Source organism: Citrobacter portucalensis (genome assembly GCF_002042885.1).
Taxonomy (GTDB): Bacteria; Pseudomonadota; Gammaproteobacteria; order Enterobacterales; family Enterobacteriaceae; genus Citrobacter; species Citrobacter portucalensis.
The window spans coordinates 1-26,719 of sequence record NZ_MVFY01000028.1 but is presented as its reverse complement, the minus strand read 5'-3'; the positions used below and the strand labels follow the sequence as shown (position 1 = coordinate 26,719).

The following is a 26,719-nucleotide window of genomic DNA, read 5'->3' as shown; positions in this document are numbered from 1 at the left end:
TTAAACTTCGTAATGAATTACGTATGTTCACTCAAGAGACTTGGTATTCATTTTTCGTCTTGCGACGTTAAGAATCCGTATCTTCGAGTGCCCACACAGATTGTCTGATAAATTGTTAAAGAGCAGTGCCGCTTCGCTTTTTCTCAGCGGCGCGGGGTGTGCATATTACGCCATCCCGCTACGAAGTCAAGCATTTAATTTCACTTTCTTCGCCGGAGTTCTCAGTGGAACCCCGCTGACCCGGCGGCTTGTAATCCGTTGTTCCGTGTCAGTGGAGGCGCATTATAGGGAGTTATTTCAGGCTGACAAGTTAAAAATATAAAAAACTTATCAAGCGATTACTTTTCAATCAACACATCCATTTCTGCCTGGATTTTAAACAAAAACGAGCCCCGCAGGGCCCGTTTATTGTTGTTTTGTGACTTACTGCACTGCCACTATGCGATCGTCATTCACTTCCAGACGAATCGTTTTGCCCGGAATCAGTTCACCAGACAGAATTTGCTGCGCCAGCGGGTTTTCGATCTGCTGCTGGATAGCACGTTTCAATGGACGCGCGCCATACACCGGATCGTAACCATTCGCGCTCAGCAGTTTAAGCGCCTCGTCAGAAATATGGATTTCATAGCCACGCTCTTCCAGACGTTTGTACAGACGCTGCAACTGGATCTGAGCAATAGAAGCAATGTGCTGCTCACCCAGCGGATGGAATACAACAACCTCATCTATACGGTTGATGAATTCCGGGCGGAAGTTGTGGCTCACGACGCCCAGCACCATATCTTTCATATGACCGTAATCCAACTCACCGAAACGTTCCTGAATCAGATCGGACCCCAGGTTCGAGGTCATGATGACAACCGTATTACGGAAGTCGACCGTTCTCCCCTGTCCGTCAGTCAGACGACCATCATCAAGCACCTGCAGCAGAATGTTGAACACATCCGGGTGTGCTTTCTCCACTTCATCCAACAAGATGACGGAGTAAGGACGACGACGTACTGCTTCCGTCAGATACCCACCTTCTTCATAACCGACATATCCCGGAGGTGCCCCGACCAAACGAGACACGGAGTGTTTCTCCATAAACTCGGACATATCGATACGCACCATTGCATCGTCACTGTCGAACATAAAGTTTGCCAGCGCTTTGCACAGTTCGGTTTTACCGACACCGGTTGGACCAAGGAACAGGAATGAACCAATCGGACGATTCGGATCGGACAAGCCCGCGCGGCTACGACGAATGGCATTAGAAACGGCTTCCACCGCTTCGTTCTGACCAATCACGCGGCTGTGCAGCTCCTGCTCCATACGCAACAGTTTTTCACGTTCGCCTTCCAGCATGCGAGCAACTGGGATCCCGGTCCAGCGCGCCAGCACCTCAGCAATTTCTGCATCCGTAACTTTATTACGCAGCAGACGCATGGTTTTGCCTTCAGACTGGGTGGCAGCTTCCAGCTGTTTTTCCAGTTCAGGAATTTTGCCGTACTGCAGTTCAGACATCCGCGCCAGGTCGCCAACGCGGCGCGCCTGTTCGATGGCGATTTTTGCCTGCTCCAGCTCAGCCTTGATAGTTTGCGTTCCCGAGAGGGAAGCTTTTTCAGCTTTCCACTCTTCCTCTAACTCAGAATACTGGCGTTCTTTGTCGTCCAGCTCTTCGTTGAGCATATCGAGACGTTTTTTACTTGCCTCATCAGACTCTTTCATTAATGCCTGCTGTTCCAGTTTGAGCTGGATAATACGGCGGTCGAGTCTGTCGAGTTCCTCCGGCTTGGAGTCAATCTGCATACGAATGCTGGATGCCGCTTCGTCAATAAGGTCGATAGCTTTATCCGGCAACTGACGATCGGCAATATAGCGGTGAGACAGCGTAGCTGCCGCAACAATCGCCGGGTCAGTAATCTGCACATGATGGTGCAGTTCATAACGTTCTTTCAGGCCACGCAAGATTGCGATGGTGTCTTCCACTGAAGGTTCAGCCACAAACACTTTCTGGAAACGACGTTCCAGCGCCGCATCTTTTTCGATGTACTGGCGATACTCATCAAGCGTTGTTGCGCCTACGCAGTGCAGTTCCCCGCGAGCCAGTGCTGGTTTCAGCATGTTCCCGGCGTCCATTGCGCCATCGGCTTTACCCGCCCCAACCATGGTATGCAATTCGTCGATAAACAGAATGACGTTGCCTTCCTGTTTCGAGAGATCGTTCAGCACACCTTTTAAACGTTCTTCGAACTCACCACGATATTTGGCCCCAGCAACCAGCGCGCCCATATCCAGCGCCAGTACACGACGGCCTTTTAAGCCTTCCGGCACTTCACCATTGATGATGCGTTGGGCCAGCCCTTCAACGATGGCGGTTTTACCGACACCGGGTTCACCGATTAACACCGGGTTATTTTTAGTACGACGTTGCAGCACCTGAATGGTACGGCGAATTTCTTCATCACGGCCGATGACCGGATCGAGTTTGCCCTGTTCGGCACGTTCGGTCAGATCGACGGTATATTTTTTCAAGGCCTGACGTTGGTCTTCAGCCCCCTGGTCATTCACGCTTTCACCTCCACGCATTTGTTCAATTGCCTGAGTGATATTGGCGGTCGAAGCGCCTGCTGATTTTAATAAGTCGGTCAGCGTACCGCGTGACTCAAGCGCCGCCAGAACGAACAGTTCTGACGAAATAAAGTTGTCCCCACGTTTTTGCGCCAGCTTGTCGCAAAGATTCAGCACACGCACCAGATCCTGAGAAGGCTGCACATCACCGCCGGTACCTTCTACCTGCGGCAAACGGCGCAACGCCTGGTCAATGGCTGTACGTAACTGGCCAGCATTAATGCCAGCAGACGTTAATAAAGGACGTACCGATCCCCCTTCCTGATTCAGCAAGGCGCTCATTAGATGAAGTGGTTCGATGAATTGATTGTCGTGCCCCAATGCGAGTGACTGGGCATCGGCAAGAGCAAGCTGGAATTTATTAGTAAGACGATCCAGACGCATAACTCCTCCCATAACAGGTCAAAATTGCTACTGGAGATTAAATGAGGTCATCCCTCAATTATTCAAGGTGAATGACCTGAATTATGTGAAAAGAAAATTACACGTACCGGATCGTCTTGATTCTTTAGGTTATATCAGCCAAATAAAACTTGCCATACGACCCGTGGTATTGTCGCGACGATAAGAGAAGAACGTCTCACTTTCGCTGAAGGTGCAACGGTCACCGCCGTGGATGTTCTCTACCTCGACACTGGACAGACGCTGGCGCGCAAGCTGGTAGATATCCGCCAGATATTTGTCGCCACGCGGTACAAATGCGAGGTCCGCTTGCGGATCTTTCGTCATGAACGCCTCGCGGACTTCTGGTCCAACTTCAAACGCGTTTGGACCTATCGCCGGGCCTAGCCAGGCAATAATGTTTTCAGGTTTGTCGGCAAAACACGCCACCGTTTCTTCCAGCACGCCGGCGCATAATCCGCGCCAACCCGCATGGGCCGCAGCAACTTCCGTTCCGGCACGGTTGCAAAACAACACCGGCAAACAATCAGCGGTCATCACCGCACACACGGTACCCGGCGTGTTGCTGTACGACGCATCTGCGCGTTTGCAGGCGTAAGGCTCGCCGGTCAGTTTCAGGACATCCTTACCGTGGACCTGCTCCAGCCAGACTGGCTTTGACGGCAGATTGCCCGCAGCAAACAGTCGTTTGCGGTTCTCTTCAACATGCTCCGGGTTATCGCCACAATGGGCGCCCAGATTCAGCGAATCGTAAGGCGGCATACTGACTCCGCCTATACGGGTAGAACTACACGCCGCGACACCTTGCGGTATCGGCCACTGCGGGACAATTAGCTTACTCATAGCCAGGCAATATCATCCTTATGTTCTTCGAAATCAGCGCGCATCACTTCAATCAACTGCACCATATCTTGTGGGATCGGCGCATGCCATTCCATTTCGATACCGGAAATCGGGTGATACAAACGCAGCATGGTCGCGTGCAGCGCTTGACGGTCGAACTTACGCAGTACGGAGATAAATTCGTCAGAAGCGCCTTTCGGTGGACGTGGACGACCGCCGTAAACCTGATCGCCCACCAGCGGATGAGTGATATGTGCCATGTGCACGCGGATCTGGTGCGTACGTCCGGTTTCCAGACGCAACCGCAGACGCGTGTGCACACGGAAGTGTTCCATAATGCGATAGTGCGTTACCGCCGGTTTCCCCATTGGGTGTACCGCCATGTGCGTACGCTTGGTCGGGTGACGGCTAATCGGTTCCTCAACGGTTCCGCCAGCAGTCATGTGACCAATTGCCACGGCTTCGTACTCACGGGTAATTTCGCGCAGCTGCAACGACTCCACCAAACGTGTTTGCGCCGGAACCGTTTTTGCCACCACCATTAATCCGGTCGTGTCTTTATCCAGACGGTGCACGATACCTGCACGAGGAACATCCGCGATTGGCGGGTAGTAATGCAGTAACGCATTCAATACCGTACCATCAGGATTCCCGGCGCCCGGATGCACTACAAGGTCACGGGGTTTGTTAATGACAAGAATGTCGTCATCTTCATAAACGATATCCAGTGGGATATCCTGAGGTTCAAAACGAACCTCCTCATCAATTTCTGCATTGATGGAGACACGCTCTCCACCCAACACTTTTTCTTTCGGTTTATCGCAAAGTTGGTCATTTACCAGTACGCGCTGGTCGAGGATCCATTCTTTTATGCGCGATCGCGAATAATCAGGGAACAATTCGGCCAAAGCCTGATCTAAGCGTTGACCGAGCTGATTTTCGGAGACTGTTGCGGTGAGTTCTACTCGTTGTGCCATAAACTGCTTCTTCGTTTAACGTTGGGTTTTACGGCTTTGCCGTTTAATATAGTGTGCTATTGTAGCTGGTCTTAACCGGGAGCAGGAACAGAGAATCTCCCGTATTACATTTTGAGGAAAGTCAAAACGTCATGACGCGCATGAAATATCTGGTGGCAGCAGCCACGTTGAGCCTGTTTTTGGCGGGTTGCTCTGGTTCAAAGGAAGAGGTGCCCGATAATCCGCCAAATGAAATCTACGCGACTGCTCAGCAAAAGCTGCAGGACGGTAACTGGAAACAGGCAATAACGCAATTGGAAGCGTTGGATAACCGTTATCCATTTGGACCGTATTCTCAGCAGGTGCAATTAGATCTCATCTACGCCTACTACAAAAACGCCGATCTGCCACTTGCTCAGGCTGCCATCGATCGTTTTATCCGTCTTAACCCGACACACCCTAACATTGATTATGTCATGTATATGCGTGGCCTGACCAATATGGCGTTGGATGATAGCGCACTGCAAGGATTCTTTGGTGTTGATCGTAGCGATCGCGATCCGCAACATGCCCGAGCTGCGTTTAATGACTTTTCCAAACTGGTGCGTGGGTATCCGAATAGCCAGTACACCACTGACGCCACCAAACGTCTGGTGTTCCTGAAAGACCGCCTGGCGAAGTATGAATACTCCGTTGCAGAATACTACACTGCCCGCGGCGCATGGGTTGCCGTGGTAAACCGTGTGGAAGGCATGCTGCGCGACTACCCGGATACCCAGGCAACACGTAATGCCCTGCCGTTGATGGAAAACGCTTATCGCCAGATGCAGATGAATGCGCAGGCAGAAAAAGTCGCGAAAATCATTGCCGCCAACAGCAGCAATACCTGATTTGCCTCAGAATGCAAAACGGCAGCCCAAGGGCTGCCGTTTTTTTATCCGTTAACGCCACAACTGAAGCGGTTTAGCTCCGACGCATCCCATCAAATATGGCCTGCTTTCAGGTATTCCTCAAGTAAAAAATCGCCTGTTCCTGCGGTGCCTCACAAAAAGGTTTTCTTGACAAAAAGCGACAAAATAATGTGATTTAGATCACACATTTTGACATTAGGAACGGTATGCTGGAATCACCAAGACGGGAAAGACAAGAGGTAAAATTTATGACAATGAACATTACCAGTAAACAAATGGAAATTACTCCGGCAATTCGCCAGCATGTCGCAGACCGTCTCGCCAAACTAGAAAAATGGCAAACTCATCTGATTAATCCACATATCATTCTGTCTAAGGAGCCACAGGGTTTCATTGCTGATGCCACCATCAATACACCGAACGGACATCTGGTCGCCAGCGCAAAACACGAGGATATGTACACCGCAATTAACGATTTGATCAACAAGCTGGAACGGCAGCTCAATAAAGTGCAGCACAAAGGCGAAGCCCGTCGTGCAACAACTTCAGTCAAAGACGCCAACTTCGTCGAAGCAGAAGAAGAGTAGTCCCTTACATTGAGTGTATCGCCAACGCGCCTTCGGGCGCGTTTTTTGTTGACAGGGTGAAAACAGTACGGGTACTTTACTGACGTAGCCAAAGGAAAATTACATGAAACTTGTCCCGTTCTTCTTCGCATTCTTTTTTACCTTCCCCTGAATGGGAGGCGTTTCGTCGTGTGATAAAGAATGCGAAGACGAACAATAAGGCCTCCCACAACGGGAGGCCTTTTTTATTGATAACAAGAAAGGCAACACTATGACATCGGAAAACCCATTGCTGGCGCTGCGCGATAAGATCAGCACGCTGGATGAAAAATTACTGGCCCTGCTGGCTGAGCGACGTGGACTGGCCGTAGAAGTTGGTAAAGCCAAACTGCTTTCGCATCGTCCGGTTCGTGATATCGACCGTGAACGTGACCTTTTGGACCGACTCATTCAGCTTGGCAAAGCACATCATCTTGATGCTCACTACATTACTCGCCTGTTCCAGCTCATAATCGAAGACTCCGTCCTGACTCAACAGGCACTGCTCCAGCAGCACCTGAACAAAATTAACCCACACTCCGCGCGCGTGGCCTTCCTTGGGCCAAAAGGGTCATATTCTCACCTCGCAGCACGTCAATACGCTGCCCGCCATTTTGAACAATTTATTGAAAGCGGCTGCGCAAAATTTGCCGATATCTTTAATCAGGTCGAAACCGGACAGGCTGACTATGCTGTGGTACCGATTGAAAACACCAGCTCCGGTGGGATTAACGACGTTTACGACCTGCTGCAGCACACCAGCCTGTCTATCGTTGGCGAGATGACCATTACGATAGACCACTGTGTACTGGTGTCTGGCACGACGGATCTTGAGACCATTGAAACGGTATATAGCCATCCGCAGCCGTTCCAGCAGTGCAGCAAGTTCCTGAATCGCTACCCGCACTGGAAGATTGAGTACACTGAAAGCACCTCTGCGGCGATGGAAAAAGTTGCGCAGGCTAACTCACCGCGAGTGGCGGCCCTGGGGAGCGAAGCCGGAGGCGTACTGTATGGATTGCAGGTTCTCGAGCATATTGAGGCTAACCAGTCGCAAAACATCACCCGCTTCGTGGTGTTGGCACGCAAAGCAATCAATGTTTCCGATCAGGTTCCGGCAAAAACAACCCTGTTGATGGCGACGGGGCAACAAGCCGGTGCGCTGGTTGAGGCGCTGCTGGTGCTGCGTAACCATAATCTGATTATGACTAAACTGGAGTCACGCCCGATTCACGGCAATCCGTGGGAAGAGATGTTTTATCTTGATATCCAGGCCAACCTGGAGTCGCCCCAGATGCAAAAAGCATTGAAAGAGCTGGGTGAGATTACGCGTTCGATGAAAGTACTGGGATGCTATCCAAGTGAGAACGTGGTGCCAGTCGATCCGAGCTAACGTTTGGCAATGCCGGATGGCGCTACGCTTATCCGGCCTACGGTTCATACGATTTTTGAAGGCCGGATAAGGCGAACCCGCCATCCGGCATCTTAATTAAGGACGGCTGTCATTCGCCTGGCGTAACAAAGTACGGCTTTCACTCTGGAAGCGTTTCGCATAATCGCCAAACCAGTGCTCCACCTTACGGAAGCTGTCGATAAACGCTTGCTTATCTCCCTGCTCCAGCAAACCTATTGCCTCGCCAAAACGTTGGTAGTAGCGTTTAATCAGCGCAAGGTTGCTCTCAGACGACATAATAATATCAGCATAGAGCTGCGGATCCTGGGCAAACAGACGGCCAACCATCGCCAGTTCAAGGCGGTAAATCGGCGAAGAGAGTGCCAGCAGCTGCTCCAGTTGAACGTTCTCTTCCGCTAAATGCAGACCGTAAGCAAAGGTCGCAAAGTGACGCAGTGCCTGAATAAACGCCATGTTCTGGTCATGTTCAACGGCGCTGATCCGATGCAGTCGCGCACCCCATACCTGAATCTGTTCCAGAAACCACTGATAAGCTTCCGGCTGACGTCCGTCACACCAAACGACGACCTGCTTGGCCAGACTGCCGCTGTCCGGACCAAACATTGGGTGTAACCCCACCACCGGGCCATCATGTGCAGCCAGCATCGCCTGTAAAGGACCATTTTTCACCGAAGCCAGATCCACCAGGATGCAGTCAGACGGCAGACGCGGTAGTTTGGCGATCACCTGCTCGGTGACGTGGATCGGCACGCTGACGATCACCATGCCGGCATCAGAGACGATCTCCGGCGCGCGATCCCAGTCCTGCTGTTCCAGGATCCGCACCTGGTAACCTGACAGGGTGAGCATTTTTTCAAACAGACGCCCCATCTGACCGCCGCCGCCGACAATCACCACCGGCCGCAGAGAAGGACAAAGCGTTTTAAACCCTTTGTCGTTCTCACTGGAGTAGGACTCACGCATAACGCGGCGTAGCACATCTTCAATCAGGTCCGGTGGCACACCCAGGGCTTCCGCTTCCGCCCGGCGAGAGGCCAGCATAGAGGCTTCCCGTTCCGGCACGTAGATCGGCAGCCCAAAGCGGCTTTTTACTTCACCTACTTCGGCAACCAGCTCCAGGCGGCGTGCCAGTAAATCCAGCAGCGCCTTGTCGACTTCATCAATTTGATCGCGTAATGCGGTCAATTCAGCAACCATAACCAACCTCTTATGCTACACGCGCCGACAGCTGGCCGTTTAAATCCTGGCTAATTTCACGCAGCAGCGCATCCGTCATTTCCCAGCTAATGCAGGCGTCAGTTACGGATACGCCGTATTTCATTTCGCTGCGCGGCTGTTCGGAAGACTGGTTGCCTTCGTGAATATTACTTTCAATCATCAAGCCAATGATCGAGCGATTGCCATCTTTGATTTGTGCAATCACGGATTCAGCCACGGCAGGCTGACGGCGGTAATCTTTATTGGAATTACCATGACTGCAATCTACCATCAGAGAAGGTCGTAGTCCCGCCTGCTCCATCTCTTTTTCGCACTGAGCGACATCTGCCGGGCTGTAGTTCGGCGCTTTACCTCCGCGCAAGATCACGTGACCATCCGGATTCCCCTGTGTTTGCAGCAGTGCAACCTGCCCGGCCTGGTTAATACCGACAAAGCGGTGCGACTGCGCAGCCGCACGCATGGCGTTAATGGCAGTCGCCAGGCTACCGTCGGTACCATTCTTAAAGCCAACCGGCATCGAAAGACCGGAAGCCATTTCACGGTGAGTCTGCGATTCCGTAGTACGGGCACCGATTGCGGACCAGCTAAACAGATCGCCCAGGTATTGCGGGCTATTTGGATCCAGCGCTTCAGTTGCCAGCGGCAGTCCCATATTTACCAGTTCAAGCAGCAGCTGACGCGCAATTTTCAGACCTGCTTCAACATCAAAAGAGCCATCCATATGAGGATCGTTAATTAACCCTTTCCAGCCGACAGTGGTACGGGGTTTTTCAAAATAGACGCGCATTACCAGGTAGAGGCTATCGCTGACCTCTGCGGCAAGGGCTTTAAATCGACGAGCATACTCAATCGCCATTTCAGGATCGTGAATGGAGCATGGGCCACATACGACCAGCAGGCGCGGATCGCGACCGGAGATAATATCTGAGATGGTTTTACGCGACTGGGCGATTTGCGCCTCTTGCTCCTGGCTCAGCGGAAATTCAGCTTTCAGCTGCTCCGGAGTCATCAGAACCTGTTCGTCGGTAATATGTACGTTGTTCAGCGCGTCTTTTTGCATGATGGTGATCCTGTTTAGCTCGTTTGCGATAGTTGATCCTCAGCGAGGAGGAAATAACGATATCACAACAGGTAAAGATTTCAATCCACAATCCGTAAATTTTAATTTACATGATGTTATTTAAAGGCAAAAACAGCCCTTGCAAATGTACATTTAAATTTACACCGCCGAATTTTCAGATCCACTATGCTTAAAAAAACGAAGGAGCACAGGCAATGAAGCAACTCATCAGCATCTTGTTTCTATTACTTCTTAGCGGATGTCAGATAGACCCCTACACCCATGCCCCTACCTGGACTGGTACCGACTGGTACGACGCCGGGATACAAGATGCCATTTCGGGTTATGCCGTTAAAGATAATGAAACGCTTGCCGACAACTACAATGACCCCGACGTCGATCGTACGGAATACCTTAAGGGTTACGCCGAGGGACAACGTAAAACCTGCCAGCAGGATTTTGTTTATGCCAGAGGCCTGACCGGGAAAACTTTTCCGCCCAGTTGCGATACTGTCGAAAATGTTGACCAGTTACACAGCGCCTGGCAGCAAGGGGCAAACGAGGGTGCTGCCTCGATAAGGTTAAATTAAACAATGGTTTATATTTTATAAACCATTAGGATTTAACTTAAATCACCAATAGCATTATTCCAGGAATAATGACGGCTTAGGAAAATAATGTTATTTTGTTGCAAACAATCTTGAATGTATTTCGACGTTTTACAGCAAACGCTGGTAGGTAACTATTCATGAGCTATTCTTACCGACTCATACTTCTACTGGCACTGCTCCTGACCGGATTACCGCTGTATGCCCAAAGCGTTACGGAAGAAGCAAAATCGGTACGCGCTATGGTTTCCGGCATCGTCAGTTATACACGCTGGCCTGCACTTTCCGGGCCCCCAAAACTGTGTATTTTCTCTTCATCGCGTTTTTCCAGTGTCCTGAAAGATACCAGTGCAGGCGCATTACCCTATCTTCCCGTCATCATCCGTACGGAACAAGAAATATTAGTTTCGCAGTGTGACGGTTTTTATTTTGGAAAAGAATCCCCTACTTATCAGGTGGAATTAAAGAATAAATATCCGACTAAGGCATTGTTATTAATTGCTGAACAGAACCCTGAATGCGTTATTGGCAGCGCCTTTTGCCTCATAATTAAAGACGAAGATGTGAGATTTTCCGTAAATATGGATTCCCTTTCACGCAGCGGCGTAAGGGTCAGTCCAGACGTATTGATGCTTGCACGGAATAATAAGCATGGATAAGGGCCATTCTCCCATAGCACGCCCGACGTTTAAGCGAACATTACGGCGTATCAGCATAATCAGCGTTCTGGTAACCATGATGCTGATCTGGCTGCTGCTCAGCATTTCTTCCGTGCTGGCATTAAGACAGTATGCGCAAAAGAATCTGGATCTGACTGCCGCTACCATGACCCGTACGCTCGAAGCTGCATTAGTCTTTTCTGATAGTGTTGCAGCAACTGAAACGCTGGCGGCACTGGGTCAGCAGGGGCAATTTTCCGTTGCAGAAGTTCGTAATAAAAACCAGAAGGTGATCGCCACCTGGCGCTATAACGCGCAGGATACCACTGAAAAGATTAGCGGGATGATCAGCCACTGGCTGTTCCCACAACCGGTCACTCAGCCGATTTTGCACAATGGCAACGTCATCGGTGAAGTACGATTGACTGCGCGCGATAGCGTTATCAGTCATTTCATCTATTTGTCGCTGGCCGTTCTTACCGGGTGCATTCTGTTGGCATCCGGAATTGCATTAATGCTCACTCGCTATTTACACAATGGTGTTGTGGATGCGCTGCAAAACATTACCGAGGTGGTACATGATGTTCGTACCAACCGTAACTTTTCACGGCGGGTATCAGAAGAACGCATTGAAGAGTTTCATCTCTTTGCCCTGGACTTTAATAGTCTGCTGGACGAGATGGAGGAGTGGCAACTTAAACTGCAGGCAAAAAACGCTCAGCTTTTGCGTACTGCACTACATGATCCTCTGACGGGTCTGGCAAATCGCGCCGCATTTCGCAGCAGCATAAATGCCCTAATGAATGATGATGCCGCCCACAGCAGCTCGGCATTGTTATTCCTTGATGGCGACAATTTTAAATTTATTAATGATACCTGGGGCCACGCAGCGGGGGATCGGGTCCTGATTGAAGTCGCAAAAAGGTTATCCGAGTTTGGGGGGAGTCGCCATTACCCATACAGACTTGGCGGCGATGAGTTCGCCATGGTGCTGTACAGCGTTCATTCTGAATATGAGGTTCAGCGGATCTGCGCGGCACTGTCACAAGAGTTTAACCGACCTTTTGACCTGCATAATGGTCATCTGGCAAGCATGACGCTCAGCATTGGGTTTGCGCTGACGTGGGAACATGCCTCTGCCGAAAAACTACAAGAACTTGCCGATCAAAATATGTATCAGGCTAAACATTTGCGTTCTGAACGCATTCTTAAAAAATAAGGAATTACACACATGCTAAAACGTTTATTATCCCCGTTTCTTCTGCTTTTACTGATTCTGGCTGGCTGTCAGGCACCTCAGGGGAAATTTACCCCAGAGCAAATTGCAGCCATGAAATCATACGGATTTACTGAAGCATCAGGAGACTGGTCTCTCGGCCTGTCTGACACCATCCTGTTTGACAAAAATGACTATAAACTCCGTCCTGAAAGTGAAAAACAGATCAAGGAAATGGCATCCAAACTGGCAGCTACCGGGCTAAATCATGCTCGCCTGGATGGTCATACTGATAACTACGGCGAAGACAGCTACAATGAAGCTCTGTCACTCAAACGCGCTAATGTCGTTGCCGATGCCTGGGCGCAGGGCGCTAATATTCCCCGCCGCAACCTGACTACTCAGGGACTCGGGAAGAAATATCCCATTGCCAGCAACCAGACATCAAAAGGTCGCGCTGAAAACCGCCGCGTGGCGGTCGTGATCACGACACCATAATCGTCCCCCAACTGGCTGCGCGCCGCGCAGTCCTTCCATTGCCATAAAGAACAAAAGAGTAAACGTCGGGATAAAAAAAGGGCCAGCCTTTCGGCCAGCCCTTTTCTAACAGGATGTCGCTTGCGCGAATCTTAGTTAAGACGCTTTTACATGACACTATTGATAAACATACATTTTCATTACAAACAGTTAGTTTTATGTATCACTGCTACAACCAAATGCGGTCAAAAACATGTTATGTGGGCAGAATGTGGTCATCAAGATTTGGGTCTTAGCGCTTCGATCGCTTTCACTAAGACCTCTAACTCGCCCTTTTCTAATTTTTTAGATTCAATAATATCACTCGTCTCGCCTTCTCTTAATTTTTCGATTTGCGATCTAACACTAATCTTTTCGATAATAGTACTTGCTTCCTCTGGTTTACCTTTTTCAATCAAAATTTTGAATGTAGCCAAATTTTCTTCTCGGGATCTTTTTATTGCTTCATAGTACCGAAACTCATCCATAGTTGATCTATACTGCTTGAGAAAATAAAATGAAACCAATTCAATAAAAAACAAAACACCAAAGTTTGGAGCGAGTATTACCAGAATTTCTTTATAATCATCAGGTGTTTTTATAAAGTTAACACGATTGTAAAAAAATAACACTCCAGCTATTGAAAAAAAGATCCCTACTAAAAGGTAAATAATCCCTCGATTAAATACATCATTTGCCAATTTCCCAGAACTCACCGCAAGAAATGACATATACTCCATACAATCGTCATACACAACCTCACTTTCTCTACTTGAAGGCTTTACTCTTGGTTTGAATTTACAAATACTGAGCAAGGCATTCTGGACAGGTGAAATCCCATTAACAATTATGAATGATATAGGAATTAATGTTAATCCAAGTGTTGTAAACCAAATACCAGGCGTGAATACCTCCGTATTATAATTTTTGGTTACATAGGTATAAATTTTAACTAAAGATGTTCCTGATAACACACAGTAAACTATTATAATAAAAATAATAACTTCAGAGAGATTCGCTATCCCCATGAACTTTCGTTCATAAACATCATACGTCAATTCTTCTTTTTCCATTTTAATAATCCATTTTTAAAATTAGCTAATGTGTTTAATATTACAGCTTCTTCAAGATGGTCTGGAGCAAAATGTGCGTACCGCATGGTCTCACGAATATTCGCGTGTCCAAGTATTTGCTGGAGTACCAGAATATTCCCACAATTAATCATAAAATGACTAGCAAAAGTATGTCGTAATACATGAGTTTTTTGTCCTTCAGCCAACTGTATATCGGTCAGAGCCAGCATTTTCTTGAACTCCTGATAGCAGGGGTGGTACATTTTTCCCTGCAAAGGATCCAGCTCGTAACAGAGCCACTGAGGGATCGGAACCGTACGATTCTTCTTTCCCTCCGTTTTCGTGAAAGTCAGCTAGCTGTAAATGAGTCAGACATTCGGCTTCATATAATCCAGTTAGCCTCAGAAGACAATATTTAAGAACACTTTTTCTTAGAGCGACTAATACTACCATCATTACAGACAAATTTTCCGTCAGCGGTGCAATGCGATACTCCACCTTTAGATTTAGAACATGGGTAGTTTTTTGCAGATACAGTAGAAGATGAAATTGAGAGCAGTATTATTATTAGAAAAGAAAAACATACTTTCATTAGTATTATCCTTTAAATAGAGAACATCAAATATTACTCATGATTTTTATTGTTGCTGCCTGACATTCCTCGCACGCTTTAGCACCAGTTAGGTACTAAAATCCTTATCGAGCACTAGCCAGCTACAGGACCAAACCCAGCGTAATCACCCAAACAATAATCTTGGTAAATATAGAAGCATTGGGTTTCGCAATTACAGACCACATACTATCAAAACAATGTTTACCGTTTGTGATCCGTTTCTAATATGTCGTAAAAACAAGGCGATGCAACCAAATCAATATAATTATTTTTATTATAATCACCATCAACATGTAATCAACTGCACTGCATCCACCATTACAACCGTAACAACAATAAACAATGCTTTCTGAACTTCAGTTCCCGCCAAAATATCGGATAATTTATTTATTAACCACACCCCACAATATTTCGACATATTATGGGCAGCATCAATAAAAAAAGGGCCAGCCTTTCGGCCAGCCCTTTTCTAACAGGATGTCGCTTGCGCGAATCTTAGTTAAGACGCTCTTTGATACGAGCAGACTTACCAGTGCGCTCACGCAGGTAGTACAGTTTAGCTTTACGAACAGCACCACGACGTTTAACAGCAATGCTGTCAACTACCGGAGAGTGAGTCTGGAAGACACGCTCAACGCCTTCGCCGTTGGAAATTTTACGAACAGTGAATGCAGAGTGCAGACCGCGGTTACGAATAGCGATAACCACGCCCTCGAATGCCTGCAGACGTTTTTTGGAACCTTCAACAACCCATACTTTCACTTCCACGGTATCACCCGGACGGAAGGAAGGTACGTCCTGCTTCATCTGTTCTTGTTCAAGTTGCTTAATAATGTTGCTCATAATTTAATCTCTTATCCTGGGTAAACTGATATTGGGGGCTTACGCCTGCCCATCATGTTTATGTTGCTGTTGTGCGTGTTCCTTTTTGAACTCCGCCAGCAACCTTGCTTGCTCTTCAGTCAGAGCCAGGTTTTCCAGAAGTTCAGGTCTTCTAAGCCAGGTCCGGCCCAGCGACTGCTTCAAACGCCAGCGACGTATCTCAGCGTGGTTCCCCGACAGTAACACCGCCGGTACTTCCATCTGCTCTAACACTTCAGGTCGGGTATAGTGCGGGCAATCCAGCAACCCATCAGCAAACGAATCTTCGATTGCCGAAGCCTCATGACCCAGAACTCCCGGAATAAACCGGGAAACGGAGTCGATCAGCGTCATTGCCGGTAACTCACCGCCGCTGAGTACGTAATCGCCGATTGACCATTCTTCGTCAATTTCGGTTTGAATCACGCGCTCATCTATTCCTTCATAGCGACCACATACCAGAATCAGCTTTTGATTCGTGGCCAGTTCGCTAACGCCCGCTTGATCAAGCTTGCGTCCCTGAGGTGACAGATAAATCACCTTTGCGCCTTCACCAGCCGCAGCTTTTGCTGCATGAATGGCGTCCCGTAAAGGTTGCACCATCATTAACATCCCCGGTCCGCCGCCGTAAGGACGATCGTCCACGGTACGGTGCCGGTCATGAGTAAAGTCACGAGGACTCCAGCTCTGGATGTTCAGCAGGCCATTTTTTACTGCCCGGCCAGTTACCCCGTAATCGGTAATTGCGCGGAACATTTCTGGAAACAGGCTAACGATACCTATAAACACAAGCCAATCCCCATAACGCCGACTTTTACCGTTTATCCGGTGGTTTAAAAACCAGGATCCCAATCTACTTCGATAGTACGAGTAGCGAGATCGACTTTCTTGATAACCTGCCCATCGAGGAACGGCACAAGACGTTCCTTGATACCAAACGCATCTTTCAGGTTTGCCTTGATGACGATGACGTCATTCGAACCGGTTTCCATCATATCGACGACTTTACCGAGATCGTAGCCTTCAGTAGTCACTACCTGGCAGCCCATAAGGTCTTTCCAGTAGTAGGAACCATCTTCCAGCGCTGGCAACTGCGAGGAATCCACGACAATTTCGCAATTAGTCAGTAGATTCGCCGAATCACGATCGTCAACGCCTTTCAGCTTGATGATCAGATCCTGATTGTGGTGCTTCCAGCTTTCCAGCTGTACTTGCTGCCACTGACCCGCCTTCTGGATAAACCAGGGCTGATAGTCAAAAATGCTTTCGGCGTCTTCAGTGGAAGAAAACACTCTGAGCCAACCACGGATACCGTAAGAAGACCCCATTTTCCCCAAAACGATGGGTTCCACAGGAGCCTGTGCGGCGAGTTGCTTGCTCATCATGACCACCGTGACAGATTAAGCTGCTTTGTTTGCTGCTTTGATCAGCGTAGCTACGCGATCAGAAATAGTCGCGCCCTGGCCAACCCAGTGAGCGATGCGATCCAGATCCAGGCGAGTGCCTTCTTCTTTTTCGCTAGCGATTGGGTTAAAGAAGCCAACGCGCTCGATGAAGCGACCGTTGCGTGCATTACGGCTGTCGGTAACAACAACCTGGTAGAACGGACGCTTTTTAGCGCCGTGACGAGCTAAACGAATAGTAACCATAACATCCTCTTGTGTGAATAAAACACCCAGGCCCCATCGAGGAACGGAGCCCGGGTGTCATATTAAAAGCCCGAAAATTTTACTGATTTCTGGGGAAAATGCAATCAGCAGTTGATAAGTCTGCTATAAAAGGCCGTTGGCGGTGCCGTCAGTTCGGTGCCGGCGTGCGCGCAGCCACCGGAGCGTACACGCAGTACGTGAGGATGGCGAGCACACCCCGGTGCCGAAATAGCAAACAAGCCAGGCCGATTAGCGGCCTGGGAATCCTGGGGGCATCATCCCCTTCATACCACGCATCATCTTCGCCATTCCGCCCTTCTTCATTTTCTTCATCATGCGCTGCATGTCGTCGAACTGTTTCAGAAGGCGGTTTACGTCCTGTACCTGCATACCGCAACCGGCAGCGATACGGCGTTTACGGGAACCTTTGATAATTTCCGGCTTAGCGCGTTCTTTCATCGTCATCGAGTTGATGATGGCTTCCATACGCACCAGCACTTTATCGTCCATCTGCGATTTCACATTGTCAGGGATCTGACCCATGCCCGGCAGCTTGCCCATCAGGCTTGCCATACCGCCCATGTTTTTCATCTGGTTGAGCTGTTCAAGGAAATCGTTGAGATCGAAGCCATCGCCTTTTTTCAGCTTGCTGGCTAATTTTTCTGCCTGCGCACGGTCAACCTTGCTTTCGATATCTTCGATCAGCGACAGCACGTCACCCATGCCGAGAATGCGCGAAGCAATCCTGTCCGGATGGAACGGCTCCAGTGCTTCGGTTTTCTCGCCGACGCCGAGGAATTTAATCGGCTTACCGGTAATATGACGAATAGAGAGCGCCGCACCGCCACGGGCATCACCATCAACTTTTGTCAGCACTACGCCGGTTAACGGCAGCGCTTCGTTAAAGGCTTTTGCGGTATTTGCGGCATCCTGACCGGTCATGGCGTCGACCACAAACAGCGTTTCTACCGGCTTGATAGAAGCGTGGACCTGTTTGATTTCGTCCATCATGGCTTCGTCAACGTGCAGACGACCGGCGGTATCCACCAGCAGCACGTCGTAGAATTTGAGTTTGGCTTCTTTCAGCGCGGCGTTAACGATATCGACCGGCTTCTGGCCGACATCCGACGGGAAGAAGTCGACACCGACCTGCTCGGCCAGCGTTTCCAGCTGTTTGATCGCCGCCGGGCGATAAACGTCCGCAGAGACTACCAGCACTTTCTTCTTGTGCTTCTCGCGCAGGAATTTACCCAACTTACCGACGCTGGTCGTTTTACCCGCACCCTGCAGGCCCGCCATCAGCACCACGGCTGGCGGCTGTGCAGCCAGATTCAGGGTCTGGTTTTCTTCGCCCATTGCCGCAACCAGTTCGTTACGGACAATCTTGACGAACTCCTGACCCGGCGTCAGGCTTTTGTTAACTTCATGACCAACCGCTTTCTCTTTTACGCGATTGATAAACTCACGCACTACCGGCAGCGCTACGTCAGCCTCCAGCAGCGCCATGCGCACTTCGCGCAGCGTCTCTTTAACGTTGTCTTCAGTAAGGCGTCCACGGCCACTGATATTGCGCAGCGTGCGCGACAAACGATCGGTTAAATTATCAAACATTGTCTCTCGCCTGGAGTGGAAACGGTCGGTCGCGACAGCGACACATCAACAGAAATTTGTCGCAGTATAACATGAAGCCGCCTTTGTTGTTATGCAACGGTTGGAGCAGCGGTCACGTAACGCTATACTGCTTTTCTTTATCACTGGCCAACTGTCGACACCTATATGCCCGTTTTTGCTCTGCTCGCCCTTGTCGCCTACTCAGTCAGCCTCGCGCTGATTATTCCCGCTCTGCTGCAAAAAAACAGCGGCTGGCGGCGTATGGCTATTCTCTCTGCGGTCGTTGCGCTGGTAAGCCATGCTATCGCCCTGGAAGCGCGTATCCTACCCGGCGGTGAAAGCGGACAAAACCTGAGTCTGTTGAACGTCGGCTCGCTGGTAAGCCTGATGATCTGTACGGTAATGACCATCGTCGCGTCCCGCAATCGTGGCTGGCTATTGCTGCCCATTGTCTACGCCTTTGCGCTGATAAACCTGGCCTTCGCCACGTTTATGCCTAACGAGTTCATCACCCATCTCGAAGCTACGCCAGGCATGATGATTCACATCGGGCTATCACTGTTCGCTTACGCCACGCTGATTATCGCCGCGCTCTACGCGCTACAGTTGGCATGGATCGATTACCAACTGAAAAACAAAAAACTGGCCTTCAGCAATGAGATGCCGCCACTGATGAGTATTGAGCGGAAGATGTTTCATATCACCCAAATTGGCGTGGTTCTGCTGACGCTCACCCTGTGCACTGGCCTGTTTTACATGCATAACCTGTTCAGTACCGAGAACATTGATAAAGCCGTTCTCTCTATCGTGGCATGGTTTGTCTATATCGTTCTGTTGTGGGGGCATTACCATGAAGGTTGGCGCGGACGTCGCGTCGTATGGTTTAACGTCGCAGGCGCTGGCATTCTGACGCTGGCCTATTTCGGCAGCCGTATCCTGCAGCAGTTCGTGAGTTAAATCTTTAAGGAACCCTACGTGGAACACATCTCCACCACCACGCTCATTATCACGCTCCTCATCATGGTGGTCATTTCCGCCTATTTTTCCGGTTCTGAAACCGGAATGATGACCCTGAATCGCTACCGCCTACGCCATCGGGCCAAACAGGGAAATCGCCAGGCAAAACGCGTTGAAAAGTTACTTCGCAAGCCGGATCGCCTGATAAGCCTGGTGCTCATCGGTAATAATCTGGTGAATATTCTGGCCTCCGCACTCGGCACCATTGTCGGTATGCGCCTGTATGGCGATGCTGGCGTCGCCATTGCCACCGGGGTACTGACGTTTGTGGTGCTGGTTTTTGCCGAAGTGCTGCCAAAGACGATTGCCGCGCTATATCCGGAAAAAGTTGCCTATCCGAGCAGCGTCCTGCTGGCTCCGCTGCAGATTCTGATGATGCCGTTAGTATGGCTACTCAACACCATCACGCGGCTTCTGATGCGCATGATGGGCATCAAAACAGATATCGTAGTGAGCGGTTCGCTGAGTAAAGATGAACTGCGAACGCTGGTGAATGAATCGCGCTCGCAAATCTCACGCCGTAACCAGGATATGCTGCTGTCAGTGCTGGATCTGGAAAAAGTCAGCGTCGATGACATCATGATCCCGCGTAATGAAATCATCGGCATTGATATTAACGATGACTGGAAATCAATCGTGCGTCAGCTTTCGCACTCCCCGCACGGTCGTATTGTGCTGTATCGCGACTCGCTCGACGATGCCATCAGTATGCTGCGCGTACGTGAAGCCTGGCGATTGATGGCCGAGAAAAAAGAGTTCACCAAAGAGACCATGTTACGCGCCGCCGACGAAATTTATTACGTTCCGGAAGGCACACCACTCAGCACCCAGCTCATTAAATTTCAGCGCAATAAGAAGAAGGTGGGCCTGGTCGTTAATGAATATGGCGATATTCAAGGACTGGTTACGGTCGAGGATATTCTGGAAGAGATTGTTGGTGACTTCACAACCTCAATGTCACCGACGCTTGCCGAAGAAGTCACGCCGCAGAATGACGGTTCGGTGATCATTGACGGTAGCGCCAACGTTCGTGAAATCAATAAGGCGTTTAACTGGCACCTGCCGGAAGATGACGCACGTACCGTGAACGGTATTATTCTTGAAGCGCTGGAAGAGATCCCGGTTGCCGGCACACGTGTGCGTATTGGGCAATACGATATCGATATTCTCGACGTGCAGGATAATATGATTAAACAGGTGCAGGTGTTGCCCGTCAAACCGCTGCGGGAAAGCGTATCGGACCAGTGAGAGTAATCCAGACCGGGTAGCGCATCAGCATTACCCGGTCTGAGGCTGATTAGCCTTTGGCTTTCGCCACAGAGACCATCGCCGCACGGATGGTACGTCCGTTCAGGGTATAGCCTTTCTGCATAACCATCAGCACATTACCGGCAGCAACGTCGTCAGACTCTACCATTGCAATCGCCTGGTGCACGTTCGGGTCCATCGGCACGTCGATATCCGCAACCACCTGTACGCCGAACTTCGCCACAACATCCAGCATTGACTTACGAGTCAGCTCAATACCTTCGACCATAGCCGCCATAGCGTCATTGTCTTTGTCCGCAACTTCCAGCGCACGGTCTAGGCTATCCAGCACCGGCAGCAGTTCGTTGACGAATTTTTCCAGTGCAAACTTATGCGCTTTTTCTACGTCCAGTTCGGTACGACGACGCAGGTTTTCCATTTCCGCTTTGATACGCAACACGCTGTCGCGCTCGCGCGTTTCGGCTTCAGCAAGCTGAGCTTCCAGATTCGCAATTTTTTCATCGCGCGGATCCACCTGCTCAGCAGAAGCGTCTGGTTCAACCGCCTCAACTTCTTCGTGCTGATCCATGATAATTTCTTCCGGGGCTTGCCCCTCAGGCGTTTTCTGTTCTTTACTACTCATGAATTTCTCCGCGTTTTTTTCGCATTCATCTCGCTAACTTGGCTTATTATGGGGATCAGATTCAGGGATTCAAGGGAAGTACTCACATTGTCACTAATCTTCGTTACAAGGACCTCGAGAAAATGAACAAACATTTCAAGTGTATTGGCATTGTGGGGCATCCACGTCACCCCACTGCACTGACCACACATGAAATGCTCTACCGTTGGCTGTGCGCCAAAGGTTATGAGGTTATCGTTGAGCAACAAATCGCCCACGAGCTGCAGCTGAAAAATGTGAAAACCGGTACGCTTGCAGAGATTGGCCAGCAGGCAGACCTCGCCGTAGTAGTCGGCGGCGACGGCAATATGCTGGGCGCCGCACGCACCCTGGCACGTTATGACATCAAGGTTATTGGCATTAACCGCGGTAATCTTGGTTTTCTGACCGACCTTGACCCAGACAATGCCCACCAACAGTTAGCTGACGTGCTGGAAGGCCACTACATCAGCGAAAAGCGCTTTTTACTTGAAGCCCAAGTGTGCCAACAGGATTGCCAAAAGCGCATTAGCACTGCGATCAATGAAGTTGTGTTGCACCCCGGAAAAGTGGCGCACATGATTGAATTTGAAGTCTATATCGATGAAATTTTTGCCTTCTCCCAGCGTTCGGACGGCTTGATTATTTCCACACCGACCGGCTCTACCGCCTACTCGCTCTCTGCCGGAGGTCCGATCCTGACGCCTTCACTGGATGCTATTACGCTGGTCCCGATGTTCCCGCATACGCTTTCCGCACGACCGCTGGTGATCAACAGTAGCAGCACCATTCGCCTGCGCTTCTCTCATCGCCGAAACGATCTGGAAATCAGTTGCGACAGCCAGATCGCCCTGCCTATACAGGAAGGTGAAGACGTATTAATTCGCCGCTGTGATTATCATCTGAACCTGATACACCCAAAAGATTACAGCTATTTCAATACATTAAGCACTAAACTAGGCTGGTCAAAAAAATTATTTTAATTTAACGCCAACCTCTTTACTGTATAAAAAACCAGTTTATACTGTATGTAATTACAGTTATGGTTTTTCATACAGGAAAACAGCTATGTTGGCACAACTGACCATCAGCAATTTTGCTATCGTTCGTGAACTTGAGATCGATTTCCAGAACGGAATGACCGTTATTACCGGTGAAACCGGTGCGGGTAAGTCCATTGCCATTGATGCTCTCGGTTTGTGCCTGGGCGGACGCGCAGACGCCGACATGGTACGTGCAGGCGCTACGCGAGCCGACCTCTGCGCGCGATTCGCCTTAAAAGACACCCCCGCGGCTCTGCGCTGGCTGGAAGAAAACCAGCTTGAGGAAGGCCGTGAATGTTTGCTGCGTCGTGTTATCAGCAGCGATGGACGTTCACGCGGCTTCATTAACGGCACTGCCGTACCGTTGTCACAGCTGCGCGAGCTGGGCCAGTTGCTTATTCAAATCCACGGTCAGCATGCGCATCAGCTCCTGACAAAATCAGAACACCAAAAGTCTCTGCTGGATGGTTACGCCAATGAAGCGCCCCTGACTCAGGAAATGGCTGCGCGCTACCAGCTGTGGCACCAAAGCTGCCGTGACCTGGCGCATCATCAACAACAGAGTCAGGAACGCGCAGCCCGGGCGGAACTGTTGCAATACCAGTTAAAAGAACTGAACGAATTCAACCCGCAGCCGGGTGAATTTGAGCAAATTGATGAAGAGTACAAGCGTCTGGCTAACAGCGGGCAATTGCTCACCACCAGCCAACAGGCGCTGGCTATCCTGGCGGATGGCGAAGACATCAACCTGCAAAGCCAGCTGTACACTGCAAAGCAGCTGGTCACTGAACTGGCAGGCATGGACGGCAAACTTTCCGGTATCCTGGATATGCTGGAAGAGGCCACGATCCAACTCAGCGAAGCCAGCGACGAGCTGCGCCACTATTGTGATCGTCTGGATTTGGACCCTAACCGTTTGTTCGAACTTGAACAGCGTATTTCCAAACAAATCTCATTGGCCCGCAAGCATCATGTTGCCCCTGAAGCGCTGCCACAGTTCTATCAGTCATTGCTGGATGAACAACAGCAGTTAGACGATCAGGCCGACTCGCTCGAAACCTTAACCCTGGCGGTGAACAATCACCACCAGCAGGCTCTGGAAACGGCAAAAATGCTGCACAAACAGCGCCAGCATTATGCTCAGGAGCTGGGACAACTGATTACAGAGAGCATGCATACTCTCTCAATGCCGCATGGTGTCTTTTGCATTGATGTGAAATTTGAGGAACATCATTTGAGCGCAGACGGTGCCGATCGCGTAGAGTTTAAAGTGACCACTAACCCAGGCCAGCCGTTGCAGCCGATTGCGAAAGTGGCTTCAGGTGGGGAACTGTCGCGCATTGCGCTGGCTATTCAGGTTATTACCGCACGCAAAATGGAAACACCGGCGCTGATTTTCGATGAAGTGGATGTCGGTATCAGCGGCCCGACTGCTGCGGTAGTGGGAAAAATGCTGCGTCAGTTGGGCGAGTCAACTCAGGTAATGTGCGTTACTCACTTGCCGCAGGTTGCTGGCTGTGGTCATCAACACTTCTACGTCAGCAAAGAAACGGATGGCGCGATGACCGAAACACACATGCAGCCGCTTGATAAACGCGCTCGCCTGCAGGAATTAGCCCGCCTGCTTGGCGGTAGCGAAGTGACGCGCAATACCCTCGCAAATGCAAAAGAACTGCTGGCGGCATAAACTTTTTTACCTTGTTAAGGTCTGAGTTCAACATAAAATCGCCGACCGACCCGACAGCAAAAGGTTTTAAAGTGGTGAAAGGTCTATTATCATCGGCATATTACATATGAGCCGCGTACTGCTCGGGCCCGAAAAGGAATCAAATCACTATGCGCTGTAAAACGCTGACTGCTGCTGCAGCAGTACTACTGATGTTGACTGCAGGCTGTTCCACTCTGGAGCGAGTGGTTTACCGCCCTGACATCAACCAGGGAAATTATCTGACACCTACCGATGTCGCCAAAGTGCGCACGGGTATGACGCAACAGCAGGTTGCTTATGCTCTGGGTACACCAATGATGTCCGATCCTTTTGGCACTAACACCTGGTTTTATGTGTTCCGTCAGCAACCTGGTCATGAAGGCGTAACCCAGCAAACACTGACGCTGACCTTTAACAGCAGCGGCATTTTGACGAACATTGATAACAAACCTGCTTTGACCGACAACAAGTAGGATTAACAGATCAAAAAAAGGTGCTCAATGAGCACCTTTTTTATTGTCTGCTATTTTTTAGCGGATTTCTCTGCTCGCTGTCTGCGCAGCTCTTTCGGATCGGCAATCAGTGGCCGGTAAATTTCCACCCTATCACCGTCCTGGAGAACATCAGCAAGCTTTACCGGACGGCTGTAAATGCCCACTTTATTTTTGCTGAGATCGATATCGGTACGCAATTCCAGCAGCCCGGAAGCGCGGATAGCCTCTTCCACCGTAGCGCCCTGTTGCAGCGTCACACGCTGTAGATACTGTTTCTCGGGTAGCGCATACGCCACTTCAACGACAATTTTAGCTGACGCTGACACTGTAAACCTCTTTCGCGCGGACCGTGAAGGCCTGCACCATGTTCGAAGCCAGCTCTTTAAAGATACGACCAAATGCCAGCTCGATTAACTTATTGGTAAACTCAAAATCGAGATGAAATTCAATGCGGCACGCTTCATGACTCAGTGGCGTAAACTTCCATCCGCCAATGAGTTTCTTGAACGGTCCGTCGACCAGATGCATCAGGATACTCTGGTTACTGGTCAATTGATTGCGCGTGGTGAATGTTTTGCTAATCCCTGCTTTCGAGACATCCACCGCTGCGGTCATCTGTCCCGGAGTCGACTCCAGCACACGGCTACCGGTGCAACCCGGTAAAAACTGGGGATAGGATTTAACATCATTCACTAGCTGATACATCTGTTCCGCACTGTAAGGTACTAAAGCGGTCCGGCTAATCTGAGGCATAACAATTTCCATCAATATCAATCACACAAATAATACCATTTATCCCCCGCTAAAAAAAACGCTATAGCCTAACTCGTGCTAAGATAGCGCCTTGCGCCCCGCTGGATGAAATGGGGTGTTTTTCGATTCCAGATTACCTATACTGAGCGGCATTATGACGAAGAAAAAAGCACACAAACCTGGCTCAGCCACAATCGCGCTTAACAAGCGCGCACGACACGAATACTTTATTGAAGAAGAGTTCGAAGCAGGACTCGCTCTGCAAGGTTGGGAAGTCAAATCCCTGCGCGCGGGTAAAGCTAACATCGGCGACAGCTACGTCATCCTTAAAGACGGCGAAGCGTTCCTGTTTGGCGCCAACTTCACGCCAATGGCTGTTGCCTCAACGCATGTGGTATGTGATCCCACCCGTACCCGTAAGCTGTTGTTAAACCAACGTGAGCTCGACTCCCTGTATGGTCGAATGAATCGTGACGGTTATACCGTTGTTGCGCTTTCACTGTACTGGAAAAATGCCTGGTGCAAAGTGAAAATTGGCGTCGCGAAAGGTAAGAAACAGCACGACAAGCGCTCCGATGTGAAAGAACGCGAATGGCAGTTAGATAAAGCGCGTATTATGAAAAATGCTGGTCGCTAAACGCTATTCTCCTGTGACCAGTCTCTCATCCTGAGACTGGTTCTTATTTTTTAGTTATTGAAACCCACCCAATACATTCATTAGGTTTATGGTTTATTTGTGCTGAATCGTTCAGGTATGAAATAAACTCCCCTGGCATTACCGTAGCGCCCCATAGTCTAATAAAATAAAACTTCAAGACCATATCGCATATATTCAAACTTATTTAATAACACTATTATTACTGTTGTTTATTATATCCCCGTCCATTTCAATTAAATGAGTAAACCTTTAAATACAATAAGTTAACTAAAGACAAATCATTGAATACACACCGGGAAGTATACTTTT

At 49.5% G+C, this 26,719-nt stretch carries 29 protein-coding genes, 1 pseudogene and 1 other annotated feature; of the genes and pseudogenes, 14 read left to right on the top strand and 16 right to left on the bottom strand.

The features are described from left to right. Nucleotides 1-423 precede the first annotated feature (423 nt). From clpB to rluD, 3 genes are all read right to left on the bottom strand, one after another. Nucleotides 424-2,997, bottom strand: a complete 2,574-nt coding sequence (clpB, locus tag BZK40_RS23465) for an ATP-dependent chaperone ClpB (RefSeq protein ID WP_079935382.1) — start codon at nucleotides 2,995-2,997, stop codon at nucleotides 424-426. Nucleotides 2,998-3,126: 129 nt separating this feature from the next. Next, complete coding sequence (gene yfiH, locus BZK40_RS23460) at nucleotides 3,127-3,858, bottom strand: purine nucleoside phosphorylase YfiH (RefSeq protein ID WP_079935381.1); 732 nt, start codon at nucleotides 3,856-3,858, stop codon at nucleotides 3,127-3,129. Beyond that, on the bottom strand, nucleotides 3,855-4,835 hold the full coding sequence (gene rluD, locus BZK40_RS23455) for a 23S rRNA pseudouridine(1911/1915/1917) synthase RluD (protein ID WP_003826464.1): 981 nt from the start codon (nucleotides 4,833-4,835) through the stop codon (nucleotides 3,855-3,857). Before rluD ends, yfiH begins: the two co-directional genes overlap by 4 nt. Before the next feature lie 131 nt (nucleotides 4,836-4,966). On the opposite strand from rluD, the gene bamD reads away from it, so the two are divergent. From bamD to pheA, 4 genes are all read left to right on the top strand, one after another. Continuing rightward, the gene (gene bamD, locus BZK40_RS23450) at nucleotides 4,967-5,704 is read left to right on the top strand and encodes an outer membrane protein assembly factor BamD (RefSeq protein WP_003826460.1); all 738 of its coding nucleotides are present in this window, start codon (nucleotides 4,967-4,969) and stop codon (nucleotides 5,702-5,704) included. 269 nt (nucleotides 5,705-5,973) lie between these two features. Next, nucleotides 5,974-6,312: a ribosome-associated translation inhibitor RaiA gene (raiA, locus tag BZK40_RS23445; protein ID WP_003031244.1), complete on the top strand. Its 339-nt coding sequence runs from the start codon at nucleotides 5,974-5,976 to the stop codon at nucleotides 6,310-6,312. Between the two features lie 102 nt (nucleotides 6,313-6,414). Continuing rightward, nucleotides 6,415-6,540, top strand: a sequence feature (Phe leader region). Continuing rightward, nucleotides 6,416-6,463, top strand: a complete 48-nt coding sequence (gene pheL, locus BZK40_RS24580; RefSeq protein WP_100250063.1) for a pheA operon leader peptide PheL — start codon at nucleotides 6,416-6,418, stop codon at nucleotides 6,461-6,463. It overlaps the preceding feature by 48 nt. A gap of 22 nt (nucleotides 6,541-6,562) precedes the next feature. After that, the gene (gene pheA / locus BZK40_RS23440) at nucleotides 6,563-7,723 is read left to right on the top strand and encodes a bifunctional chorismate mutase/prephenate dehydratase (RefSeq protein ID WP_003826458.1); all 1,161 of its coding nucleotides are present in this window, start codon (nucleotides 6,563-6,565) and stop codon (nucleotides 7,721-7,723) included. A 96-nt stretch (nucleotides 7,724-7,819) separates the two neighbouring features. Here pheA and tyrA read toward each other — a convergent pair whose 3' ends face one another. Beyond that, the gene (gene tyrA / locus BZK40_RS23435; protein WP_003826456.1) at nucleotides 7,820-8,941 is read right to left on the bottom strand and encodes a bifunctional chorismate mutase/prephenate dehydrogenase; all 1,122 of its coding nucleotides are present in this window, start codon (nucleotides 8,939-8,941) and stop codon (nucleotides 7,820-7,822) included. A 10-nt stretch (nucleotides 8,942-8,951) separates the two neighbouring features. Continuing rightward, the gene (gene aroF, locus BZK40_RS23430; RefSeq protein WP_003031241.1) at nucleotides 8,952-10,022 is read right to left on the bottom strand and encodes a 3-deoxy-7-phosphoheptulonate synthase AroF; all 1,071 of its coding nucleotides are present in this window, start codon (nucleotides 10,020-10,022) and stop codon (nucleotides 8,952-8,954) included. A gap of 215 nt (nucleotides 10,023-10,237) precedes the next feature. Between aroF and BZK40_RS23425 the strand changes: the two genes are divergently transcribed. The 4 genes from BZK40_RS23425 (at nucleotide 10,238) to BZK40_RS23410 (ending at nucleotide 13,003) form a co-directional block, all read left to right on the top strand. Next, nucleotides 10,238-10,612, top strand: coding sequence for a DUF2799 domain-containing protein (locus tag BZK40_RS23425; protein ID WP_008785516.1), 375 nt, complete (start codon nucleotides 10,238-10,240; stop codon nucleotides 10,610-10,612). 158 nt (nucleotides 10,613-10,770) lie between these two features. After that, entirely contained in the window at nucleotides 10,771-11,289 is a 519-nt protein-coding gene (gene yfiR, locus BZK40_RS23420) for a regulatory sequestration protein YfiR (protein WP_003826451.1), read from the top strand. Then, nucleotides 11,282-12,508: a diguanylate cyclase DgcN/YfiN gene (gene dgcN, locus BZK40_RS23415; protein WP_079935380.1), complete on the top strand. Its 1,227-nt coding sequence runs from the start codon at nucleotides 11,282-11,284 to the stop codon at nucleotides 12,506-12,508. Before yfiR ends, dgcN begins: the two co-directional genes overlap by 8 nt. Nucleotides 12,509-12,520: 12 nt before the next feature. After that, on the top strand, nucleotides 12,521-13,003 hold the full coding sequence (locus BZK40_RS23410; RefSeq protein ID WP_079935379.1) for an OmpA family protein: 483 nt from the start codon (nucleotides 12,521-12,523) through the stop codon (nucleotides 13,001-13,003). A 257-nt stretch (nucleotides 13,004-13,260) separates the two neighbouring features. Here BZK40_RS23410 and BZK40_RS23405 read toward each other — a convergent pair whose 3' ends face one another. The 8 genes and pseudogenes from BZK40_RS23405 to ffh form a co-directional block, all read right to left on the bottom strand. Beyond that, nucleotides 13,261-14,094, bottom strand: coding sequence for a hypothetical protein (locus BZK40_RS23405; protein WP_020996275.1), 834 nt, complete (start codon nucleotides 14,092-14,094; stop codon nucleotides 13,261-13,263). Beyond that, nucleotides 14,076-14,447 (bottom strand): annotated as a pseudogene (locus BZK40_RS23400) (tyrosine-type recombinase/integrase); the annotation flags it as partial. The pseudogene BZK40_RS23400 and the gene BZK40_RS23405, both read right to left, overlap by 19 nt. A gap of 62 nt (nucleotides 14,448-14,509) precedes the next feature. After that, nucleotides 14,510-14,686: a YdcA family protein gene (locus BZK40_RS25085; protein WP_458573879.1), complete on the bottom strand. Its 177-nt coding sequence runs from the start codon at nucleotides 14,684-14,686 to the stop codon at nucleotides 14,510-14,512. A 516-nt stretch (nucleotides 14,687-15,202) separates the two neighbouring features. After that, complete coding sequence (gene rplS, locus BZK40_RS23395; protein WP_002914145.1) at nucleotides 15,203-15,550, bottom strand: 50S ribosomal protein L19; 348 nt, start codon at nucleotides 15,548-15,550, stop codon at nucleotides 15,203-15,205. A 39-nt stretch (nucleotides 15,551-15,589) separates the two neighbouring features. Continuing rightward, nucleotides 15,590-16,357 carry a tRNA (guanosine(37)-N1)-methyltransferase TrmD gene (gene trmD / locus BZK40_RS23390; RefSeq protein ID WP_003031232.1) on the bottom strand — a complete coding sequence of 256 codons (768 nt, stop codon included), beginning with the start codon at nucleotides 16,355-16,357 and terminating at the stop codon, nucleotides 15,590-15,592. Nucleotides 16,358-16,401: 44 nt separating this feature from the next. Then, a complete protein-coding gene (rimM, locus tag BZK40_RS23385; protein WP_003031230.1) occupies nucleotides 16,402-16,950 on the bottom strand; it encodes a ribosome maturation factor RimM in 549 nt (182 codons plus the stop codon). Between the two features lie 18 nt (nucleotides 16,951-16,968). After that, nucleotides 16,969-17,217, bottom strand: a complete 249-nt coding sequence (gene rpsP / locus BZK40_RS23380) for a 30S ribosomal protein S16 (protein WP_003031228.1) — start codon at nucleotides 17,215-17,217, stop codon at nucleotides 16,969-16,971. 249 nt (nucleotides 17,218-17,466) lie between these two features. After that, on the bottom strand, nucleotides 17,467-18,828 hold the full coding sequence (gene ffh, locus BZK40_RS23375) for a signal recognition particle protein (protein ID WP_003031226.1): 1,362 nt from the start codon (nucleotides 18,826-18,828) through the stop codon (nucleotides 17,467-17,469). A gap of 165 nt (nucleotides 18,829-18,993) precedes the next feature. On the opposite strand from ffh, the gene BZK40_RS23370 reads away from it, so the two are divergent. Then, on the top strand, nucleotides 18,994-19,785 hold the full coding sequence (locus tag BZK40_RS23370; protein WP_003031224.1) for a cytochrome C assembly family protein: 792 nt from the start codon (nucleotides 18,994-18,996) through the stop codon (nucleotides 19,783-19,785). 18 nt (nucleotides 19,786-19,803) lie between these two features. Further along, nucleotides 19,804-21,093 (top strand): HlyC/CorC family transporter, encoded by a 1,290-nt coding sequence (locus BZK40_RS23365; RefSeq protein WP_008785520.1) that lies wholly within the window; start codon nucleotides 19,804-19,806, stop codon nucleotides 21,091-21,093. 49 nt (nucleotides 21,094-21,142) lie between these two features. On the opposite strand, the gene grpE is transcribed toward BZK40_RS23365, so the two are convergent. Next, complete coding sequence (gene grpE / locus BZK40_RS23360) at nucleotides 21,143-21,736, bottom strand: nucleotide exchange factor GrpE (RefSeq protein ID WP_003826408.1); 594 nt, start codon at nucleotides 21,734-21,736, stop codon at nucleotides 21,143-21,145. Between the two features lie 122 nt (nucleotides 21,737-21,858). Between grpE and nadK the strand changes: the two genes are divergently transcribed. The 3 genes from nadK (at nucleotide 21,859) to bamE (ending at nucleotide 24,978) form a co-directional block, all read left to right on the top strand. After that, complete coding sequence (gene nadK / locus BZK40_RS23350) at nucleotides 21,859-22,737, top strand: NAD(+) kinase (protein WP_003826406.1); 879 nt, start codon at nucleotides 21,859-21,861, stop codon at nucleotides 22,735-22,737. An 85-nt stretch (nucleotides 22,738-22,822) separates the two neighbouring features. Then, on the top strand, nucleotides 22,823-24,484 hold the full coding sequence (gene recN / locus BZK40_RS23345) for a DNA repair protein RecN (protein ID WP_079935378.1): 1,662 nt from the start codon (nucleotides 22,823-22,825) through the stop codon (nucleotides 24,482-24,484). A gap of 149 nt (nucleotides 24,485-24,633) precedes the next feature. Next, entirely contained in the window at nucleotides 24,634-24,978 is a 345-nt protein-coding gene (bamE, locus tag BZK40_RS23340) for an outer membrane protein assembly factor BamE (RefSeq protein ID WP_008785524.1), read from the top strand. A 50-nt stretch (nucleotides 24,979-25,028) separates the two neighbouring features. Here the strand turns inward: bamE and BZK40_RS23335 are convergent, their stop codons facing one another. Together BZK40_RS23335 and ratA are read right to left on the bottom strand one after the other, a co-directional pair. Next, entirely contained in the window at nucleotides 25,029-25,325 is a 297-nt protein-coding gene (locus BZK40_RS23335; protein ID WP_008785525.1) for an RnfH family protein, read from the bottom strand. Beyond that, nucleotides 25,309-25,752: a type II toxin-antitoxin system toxin RatA gene (ratA, locus tag BZK40_RS23330; protein WP_003826396.1), complete on the bottom strand. Its 444-nt coding sequence runs from the start codon at nucleotides 25,750-25,752 to the stop codon at nucleotides 25,309-25,311. Before ratA ends, BZK40_RS23335 begins: the two co-directional genes overlap by 17 nt. 154 nt (nucleotides 25,753-25,906) lie before the next feature. Between ratA and smpB the strand changes: the two genes are divergently transcribed. Continuing rightward, nucleotides 25,907-26,389: an SsrA-binding protein SmpB gene (smpB, locus tag BZK40_RS23325; RefSeq protein ID WP_003031211.1), complete on the top strand. Its 483-nt coding sequence runs from the start codon at nucleotides 25,907-25,909 to the stop codon at nucleotides 26,387-26,389. Nucleotides 26,390-26,719 lie beyond the last annotated feature (330 nt).